Source organism: Verrucomicrobiota bacterium (genome assembly GCA_037139415.1).
Lineage (GTDB): Bacteria > Verrucomicrobiota > Verrucomicrobiia > Limisphaerales > Fontisphaeraceae > JBAXGN01.
This window is the reverse complement of the sequence record JBAXGN010000261.1, coordinates 1-8,088: the sequence shown is the minus strand read 5'-3', so window position 1 is coordinate 8,088 and position 8,088 is coordinate 1. Positions and strand designations below refer to the sequence as shown.

General features: G+C 53.9%; 6 protein-coding genes and 1 tRNA gene. 4 read left to right on the top strand and 3 right to left on the bottom strand.

Annotated elements, in window-relative coordinates; genetic code table 11:
- Positions 1–263: hypothetical protein (locus tag WCO56_27495; protein MEI7733346.1), on the top strand; the 263-nt coding region annotated here is incomplete at its 5' end.
- A 445-nt stretch (positions 264–708) separates the two neighbouring features.
- Entirely contained in the window at positions 709–1,653 is a 945-nt protein-coding gene (locus WCO56_27490) for a hypothetical protein (protein MEI7733345.1), read from the top strand.
- Positions 1,654–2,170: 517 nt separating this feature from the next.
- Here the strand turns inward: WCO56_27490 and WCO56_27485 are convergent.
- From WCO56_27485 to WCO56_27475, 3 genes are all read right to left on the bottom strand, one after another.
- Positions 2,171–2,247, bottom strand: a tRNA-Pro gene (locus WCO56_27485).
- Between the two features lie 324 nt (positions 2,248–2,571).
- Positions 2,572–3,849: a hypothetical protein gene (locus tag WCO56_27480; protein MEI7733344.1), complete on the bottom strand. Its 1,278-nt coding sequence runs from the start codon at positions 3,847–3,849 to the stop codon at positions 2,572–2,574.
- A gap of 397 nt (positions 3,850–4,246) precedes the next feature.
- Entirely contained in the window at positions 4,247–5,734 is a 1,488-nt protein-coding gene (locus tag WCO56_27475) for an alginate export family protein (protein ID MEI7733343.1), read from the bottom strand.
- Between the two features lie 534 nt (positions 5,735–6,268).
- On the opposite strand from WCO56_27475, the gene WCO56_27470 reads away from it, so the two are divergent.
- Both WCO56_27470 and WCO56_27465 read left to right on the top strand, forming a co-directional pair.
- Complete coding sequence (locus WCO56_27470; protein MEI7733342.1) at positions 6,269–7,831, top strand: putative sulfate exporter family transporter; 1,563 nt, start codon at positions 6,269–6,271, stop codon at positions 7,829–7,831.
- A 37-nt stretch (positions 7,832–7,868) separates the two neighbouring features.
- Positions 7,869–8,027, top strand: coding sequence for a hypothetical protein (locus WCO56_27465; protein MEI7733341.1), 159 nt, complete (start codon positions 7,869–7,871; stop codon positions 8,025–8,027).
- Positions 8,028–8,088: the final 61 nt, after the last annotated feature.

Sequence of the window (8,088 nt, the reverse complement as noted above, 5' to 3'; positions counted from 1 at the left end):
CCTCAAACTCCAAATCGCCGCTTGAACAAAGTTACTCTCCGGTCACACACCCTTTGGGTTGCTATGAACCATTGTTTTCGCCATTACTCATGCAAAACGAAACCAACCGAAACCGTGATAACGATGGAACACGTCAAATGATGTTGGAATGCGCCAGTTATTTCCAAGGCCGACGCCCAGGTTATCAATCTGGCTGGTTAATCGCTGGGACGTTATTCATTGGTTCCGCTGACCATTTTGTTGGTGCCAGCAAAATGGTATGAGCGTTCTATGGATGGGGGAATGCGTGGTGGATGGGTGTCAAGAGGGGGGTGCTGGTTTACTGGAAATGTTGTTTTGCGGCGCAGACCTAATGATTGGAATTGGCTGTAATTGACGTGAAGAAGCTAAAATTCAAGGGGGTACGAATGGAATGCTGCATTTTGGGATGGTTGCAGCGGAAATGATTGGGAAGTAATGTTTGGAAAGGGTTTGCGGGAAGGGTGCAGGAGGATTGCAGGGAACTGGAATTTATAGCGAGGCGGGGATCAGATGCAGGCTTTTTCACGGATCAAGCGATCGCGGCGCCAGTGAGTTGCAATTACTCATTAGATATCTCAGCTCTCAGGCGTGCTATTACTCACTTTTGGTCGGCCTGCTCCTGGTCTCCGCATTCGTAACATCCACCAGAGTGGACTGCGGCAGCCGGGGCAGCGTTTGGGGAGGCCTTTGTCACCATTAAATGATGATCTGCCATTCCAAGTATATCCGGGGTTGTTGGAGCGGTGGAAGACGTGGGTGGAGGATACGTTGGTGTCTGGGGCCGGGATGACGAGCGCGGAGTGCCAGATCACCAGGGAGATTGACCAGACGACTGGGAAGAGCACGTGCACGATTGATACGGCGATGACGACGCCGAGCCTGGGGACGGCTCCGGATCCGGATGAGGTGGCGACTTGGACGTGGGTGAGCCGGACTTTTTTTCATGAGACGCTGCCGGATGCGTGGAGGTGGGTGTACCCGAATACGCCGGGTTGGGGTGCGGAGTCTTTTCCAGCTATATTTGATGGTTCTTCGACGTATAACGGGGATACGCCTTCTTCGAGTTACCCAAATAATATGACGGATTGCCGGTACACGGCGAATAGTACGCCGGCGACGTTCGTGGTGGAGTTGCCTTGGTATTGGGATTGGTATGAAAAAACGGTGGGTGAGGGTGAGGGTGCGTACACGATTGGCATGGGGGTGCCGCATTATAAGTCGTTGACGGTGGTGCAGACTTGTACGAAGTCGGAGCAGGCCACCGGGGATGCCCAGTGGGCGGCCGCGCGGGGGCGGTGCCTGGCGAAGGATTATGGCGCGACAACACCTGGCTATATCAGCGGGATCCAGGTGAAGGACTTATATAATAGTGTGGATGGGTGCAATCGGGGGTTCCGGGTATCGGATTGTCAGGCTATGAATGCTGGCAAGGGGAAGTTCGAGGGGTATTTTTTGTCGGTGTGTGAGTATTATCATGTGGATGGGGAGGCTACGACTTGCACTACGGTCTTTGATGCGGATGAGTTGTTGCCGGATGAGGGTACGCCGGTGTTCCCGGCTGGCGCGGTGATCGGGACGCCTTGTAACGTGGCGTATTATTTGTTTGGGATTAATTGTGTGTGCGCGCCATGAGGATCGCGCTGAAGAGTATTCGGGAGGTGGCTGCGAGTCGCCCGGCTGGGTATGTGGAGGATGTGGTTGGTCGGGGTGTGGTTGTTGGGAAGTATGTGGAGTTGGATGACCAGGCGCTGGCAGAGTTGGAGTATATATATAGGCGGGATGATCCAAACGGGCCTTCTTTTGGGAGGATGGTTGGGAATTTTGCTGGGGCAGTGTCAGCCTGGGCGCGGGCTGGGTTTCCGGTTGTGAGTGGTGAGGTGTTTGATGGCAGGCTGGCGCAATGCCGGGCTTGTACGCCTTACTGGGTGGAGAATGCCAGGCTGGGGTTGGGTAAGTGCAACCATTCAATGTGCGGATGTACGAAGACCAAGGCGTGGCTTGCAACGGCGGTTTGCCCGATTGGCAGGTGGAGTGCAGAGAGGTTGCAAGACTGATGCAGTTTTTGTGCCGCGTGCGTTACAACCCTTTTTTAGGTAGTTTTAGACCCTTTTCAAACTTTCGGACGTGTTACCTTTTTCTGGGAGTAAAATGGTCGGGGCGGTGAGATTTGAACTCACGACCTTCTGAACCCCATTCAGACGCGCTACCAAGCTACGCTACGCCCCGACACGTCCGGGTTTGACGCCAGACGCAGGATCACTTTAAAGGACCATTCCCCAGATTTCAATAACTTTTCCAGGGAACTTTTCGCGCCGAGTTGGCCGTATTGAATTATCTAGGTATGCACTTTATTTCCCTTCGCGGACATAGTTGCCGATGGGGGGACGGCGCCGGGGCGCCAACCACAAGATGCAGGGAGCAGGGGAATGATGTGCATACCCAGATTGAATTAAAGACAAGTAACCAGAAACCAAAGCTGGGGGTGGTGACTATATTATGGTGGCCGGAAACCAGGATCTATAAAACAACACAGCGCGTGATACGCTCGAATTATTTCCGACGCCTGTTGAACCGGGACTTGTCCAAAGACTCATTATACTGATCCACTTCCGCTGCCGTCGCCGGTTGCGGCCATACCCAATCCTTGCCGCGTTGCAACGTGGGCCGCGTATCGCTCTTGTATCCGGTGCCAGGTTCGCCGCCTTGATCTATTCCATCCTCCCCCACCGAATATAAAGTAAAGGTGCCGTTCGTATTCAGTCGGTATCGCAGGGATTGCCCATCCATGATGTCCTTGAGAACGGCTTTGAGAAAAACAGGAACCAGTCCTTCCAATTTTTCTGGATAACTCTGATGTTGATGATGATAACGTTTGAGCGCAATGGCGACGATGGCCATACGGCGCAGAGTTTCGGCAGCGGCTATTTTTTTGAGATATCCCTCACTAGCTCGGGCATTGGCAAACATGGACTCGATCGGATCATCCGGGCAACATCTTCCATCGGTGCAGTCTTCTATCCATGCGCGCAAGTTAATAGATGATTTCTGTATATTCTCATTTTTCGTCGTATCCAATATCGCCTGCAGCGAATATTCCCATTGTTTCAGGTTGTTCAATTCATGGTGATAGGAGGCCCAATACGGCCAGATGTAATGGAGTCGGAAATCCTGCATGGCTTCCTTCGGTTCATCCAAAATTGCTTTCACTTGATCCACAATGCTGGTAACTGAAGTATTTCCAGCACCCATAGCCCAACTACGCAGCAAGGCTGGATTGTTACGTATTTTTTGGAAAGTATTCGCACTGAACGCTTGTTCCATTTCCAACGACATCATAGCGGGCCGCAGTATATCGGTCGCTTCAAGTATTTGTTGCAACTCTTGCCACTGGGAATCGTTCCAGGCATCACTCTGCCAAGCTTCCCAGAGCATGTTAAAATTTATCGCGTGGCAGCCATAGCGTACAAACTGAGAGATCAAGACCGCCTCATTGTCATAATGTGCCACCATCAGCAGGCTGGCCCGCATGGATTTGAAAGCCTCTTCTGTCTGTCCGGCGTGCAAATCCAATAACATCACCGCATTCAATATTTGTGCGACCTTTTTTACGGGAGTCAGATGGGGCAAGAGCATCATTACACCAGCAGTATAATTGGGCCGGAAATCGAGGACCGGATTTTCCTCAATCACCTGTCGCAGCTCCGCGAGCATTTCCCGTTGTTCTTTCCAATCCTGGGCCAATCCAGTCCAGATGTTGGTATTATCCGATTGCCTTAAAAACGCCTCTTGCCAGGCTACCCGTGCCTTGCCGGGAGCCACATACAACATGCTGGAGGGTTGATTAGAAAAATTGAGCGAGGGAAACCGGTTGATCACCCCCTGCAACGCATAGGCCCCATTTGGTCCCCGCGTCTGTGCTGGCGGTATCGCCTCGGCAATCGAGGTTTTGCGCCCCTTGGCGCGCAGCTCATTACGGTACGCTGTCACTGCGCTCTTGAGTCGGTAATGCTGAAGCACTGGAATGCCCACGACCACCAAAACCACGACCAATATCCCCAGCCCGATGATTTTTCTGTGCTTCATAAACTGATGAAATCTTAGGCAACCGGCGTCCAAAAGTCCATCCCGCATAAACAAGAAACGGAAGGGGGAGGTACCCTTCCGTTTGCTGCTAAACAGGGGGCAGCAACGCAACATGCCGGCGCCCTGATATAAAACCAGCGGCTTAGAATGAAGCCATCACTTCCCAGCGCAGGAACGTCATCTGTTCCTTGAACGAGTAGAAGTTACCCGGCCAAATCACTTCGGCCCAGAGATGGCCGACGAGATGTTTGTTGAACTTGGCTTTCATGATGGCCTGCAAATACTGCCCGCGATCATGCCCATGACGGGAAAAACTGGTGGACGCCACGGATGCGCGCGTGGGCACCGCCTGATCCGCATACAGCAGATTGTAATTCACAACAAAGTCCAAATATTTGTTTGGCGAAATGGTCCAACCCGGACCAACGCGATGCACGTTCGAGCAGAACGCCACTTTCGTTTCGTTGGGATAGGAATAAATGTACATTTCGCTCCAGCGCGGCCACCGGCCCCACATCGGGTCAAACTGTTCGTCCTTGCTGGTGGAAGGATCATCACCCGATTCGTATTCATACGCCAGGTACACCACGTTGTTCATCTTGTCTTTGACCAGATAACTGATCCGGCTGTTGAGGCCGCACGCGCTGATAGAGTGATAATTATTTCCAAAAAGCGTGTTGGACCGCGCGCCCATGGGTGTTCCCGTCTCCTGCTTGCGGCCAAACTGGTAGGCACCCTCAACTGACACCCGCACATGTTCCGTGGCGTCATGCACCACCCGACCACCCAGAGTGTAAATATCCCCATTGTCGCCGCGCGCCGTCTGATAGCCGGTATAAGGAGTATAAACGCGATCTTCGTAAACACGCTGGTCATGCTTGTACATGAAGTAGGCATTCACCTCCAACTCTTTCTTCGGTTTGAAGGTCGCATACGCAATCAGGCCACGCTCATTCTGATCCGTCAGCGCCCGATCACTGCGCGCGTTGATGACCGGCATAACACGGTTATTCATCGCGCCCAGGTCAATGTACATCAGGTCCAGCGACAGGTTGTCGTCCGGCATGTCAATGGTCATGCGGGCGGCATCGAAAAAGGTGGTTCGGGAGCCATCCAAAGGGGTGCCATCCATGACCAGCCAGCCATCCCCCAGCATGATATCCTGACGCCCGAGCGTCAGGGTCACCGGGCCCTCGAACAGATTGGTGACCTTCAGGTTCAAATTATCAATCACGCCCTCCGTCCAATCCATGCCTCGACGATTCGAGAACATCCGGTTCCCCACGGTGGTTTCGGCGATGTAATACCGTGGTTCAGTCGTCAGGCGCATATTCACGCTGACCGGCTCAAACGGTGCAACCGTGGCAAAGACGCGTCCGCGAAAGCGTACCCAGTTTTGCAAACTGCGCGGGGCATTCGCATTCCCCATCGTCGTGACGCTGTCCAAGTACTCTTCCCGCACGCGGATATCACCACCCCAAGTCAGCCAGTAACTCGGATGTTTTATGTCTTGAATCCATTTTTCGAATCCGCCGTCGGAAGACTGGACCTGGGCCGATTGCGCACCAGCCAAGACAGCCGCCAGACCAAGCGCCAAGGTTGCGATATGCTGAATAGTTCGTTTATTCATGATTGATTTAGGTTTAACGGTTTGTCGCGAAATAACTCCCAGCAAACTCCGCATGACGCCCTACGGCCTCATGCGCCACAACCAGGAGCGATCACCCTGACCGGCGATACCCACTGAGGCATGGTTCATTGCAGTTGTTATTCCACATTGCCACACAGCCGGCCCATCGCCTGCCACCCAATCACCCCTGATTCAAGCCCTAGGCGATACTCCGGCTAACGAGAGGCATTCTACCAGAATCTTTTTGGATGGCAAACATTATTTTTGATATTTTTAATGCTTTATAAATGCAGTTAATGATAATTATTACAACATTTAATATCGATTATTGAACCTGTGGCGCCGCCCGGTTGACACCCCGGCATCGCGGCGGCGCCGGGCATAACACCCGCCGTCATCCGGGTGCAATCAAATCCTGATAAAAAGGCTCGCCAACGCCCCCAACTGCTGGCACAAACACACGCGCAAAGCTGTACTCTCAGACGTGGTCCCGCCGCCTGCGGCACCTGCCCGGAGAGTTGGCAGCCGCGCGCTATGACCGAACGCAAACCGATAATCAGCGAAGACTGGCTGGCCTTTTGGACGGGCCTGGCTGTGTTTATTTTGTCCCTGGGCGTATTTGGCGGGGTGGATCTCCTTGGGTTTGGGGCCAAGGTGGGCACTTGGACGGATCTGTCCAAGGCCGTTACCCCCGTATCCGCGGCCTTCAAGTGGCTGCCCGGCTGGGGAGCCATCGTGGCCACCTATCTGTTCCTGGGGGGCGTAATCGGCTTCGGCAACTGGCTGTTGGGCGGTAACCTCAAGAAATTCTGCTACGCCTTCACCCTGGTTTTTACCATCACCTTTGGCTGCTGGTTATTGGGCAACCACGCAATCATCGCCGCCGTCACCCCTGCCGATCAGAAAAAATTTGCACTCACTTGGTCGCTTAAACTGACCGGCGAAGCCGGGTTCATCCTCGCCCTGCTGGCTGGTTTGATCGTGGGCAATTTTCTGCCGCGCCTGGCCGCGTCGCTCAAGGAGGCCATCCGTCCCGAATTGTTCGTCAAGACCGCCATCGTCATCATGGGCGCGGGCGTCGGCATCAAGGCGCTGGAGGCCCCCTCGCTCGCTGGGAATATCATGCTTCGGGGATTCTGCGCCATTGTCGAGGCCTACTTAATTTACTGGGCCGTGATCTACTTCATCGCCCGAAAGTATTTCAAATTCAGCCGGGAATGGGCGGCTCCGCTTGCCTCGGGCATCTCCATCTGCGGGGTGTCGGCGGCCATTGCCACCGGCGGTGCCATTCGCGCCCGGCCTGTGGTGCCCATCATGGTTTCCTCGTTGGTGGTCGTCTTTGCCGTCGTGGAATTATTGATTCTTCCGTTCCTGGCGCAGACCTTTTTGTGGCAGGAACCGCTGGTCGCCGGGGCTTGGATGGGACTGGCCGTGAAAACCGACGGAGCCGCCACGGCCGCCGGGGCCATCACGGATGCGCTCATCCTGGCCAAAGCTGCCGGGCACGGCATCTACTACGAAAAGGACTGGATTCTGAACACCGCCACCAACATCAAAGTGTTCATTGATATCTTCATCGGCATCTGGGCGTTTATCCTGGCGTTCATCTGGGCCAACTACATTGAAAAGCGCGAGGGCGACAAGGTGCGCGCCGCGGAAATCTGGCAGCGCTTTCCCAAGTTCGTCATCGGATACCTGCTCACGTTCGTCCTCTTCCTCGGCTTGGGGCTGGCCTTTCCGTCCCTCATCAAGTCCGAGAAATCCGTGCCGGTCACCACCGAGCAAAAAGTGAACGATCCGGCCACCGGCCAGACGGTCACCAAACAGGTAACGGTCATGAAGAAGGAAGTGACGGCCGGCCCGGCCAAGAACGCCTCCGAACAAGCCAATATTTTCCGCGTGATGTTCTTCGCCCTGACGTTCTTTGCCATCGGCGTCGTGTCCAACTTCAAGAAACTATGGGAAGAGGGCATCGGCCGACTGGCGGCGGTGTATGTGGTGGGCCTCTTTGGATTCATCATCTGGTTCGGGCTGGTCATCTCCTGGGTTTTCTTCGGCGGCGTACATCCGCCGCTCGTGCCACCCGCACTACCATGAACCTTTACCCCCGCTAATTTAACACCATTTATATTTTATGGCTGAAGCACCAAAAATCGCCGAAGAAATCAAAGCGATGGAGTACGAGCCGCTGCTGCCCGTGGAAAAGAAACTGATCGCCTGGAGTCTGGGCATTGGCTTTGCGCTGCTGATTATCCTTTTCTTCGTCAGCCGGCTGATCCCCATCGCGCACTGATGACTTATTCTAATTTGCTTTCAAGTTGAGACTAAATATGATATATTCTCTTCATGGCAAG

What these genes read in the sequence shown, in the direction of transcription:
- WCO56_27480 (MEI7733344.1), bottom strand. Translation starts at nt 3,849, where the DNA reads ATGTTGTATGTGGCTCCCGGCAAGGCACGGGTAGCCTGGCAAGAGGCG.
- WCO56_27470 (MEI7733342.1), top strand. Translation starts at nt 6,269, where the DNA reads ATGACCGAACGCAAACCGATAATCAGCGAAGACTGGCTGGCCTTTTGG.
- WCO56_27475 (MEI7733343.1), bottom strand. Translation starts at nt 5,734, where the DNA reads ATGAATAAACGAACTATTCAGCATATCGCAACCTTGGCGCTTGGTCTG.
- WCO56_27465 (MEI7733341.1), top strand. Translation starts at nt 7,869, where the DNA reads ATGGCTGAAGCACCAAAAATCGCCGAAGAAATCAAAGCGATGGAGTAC.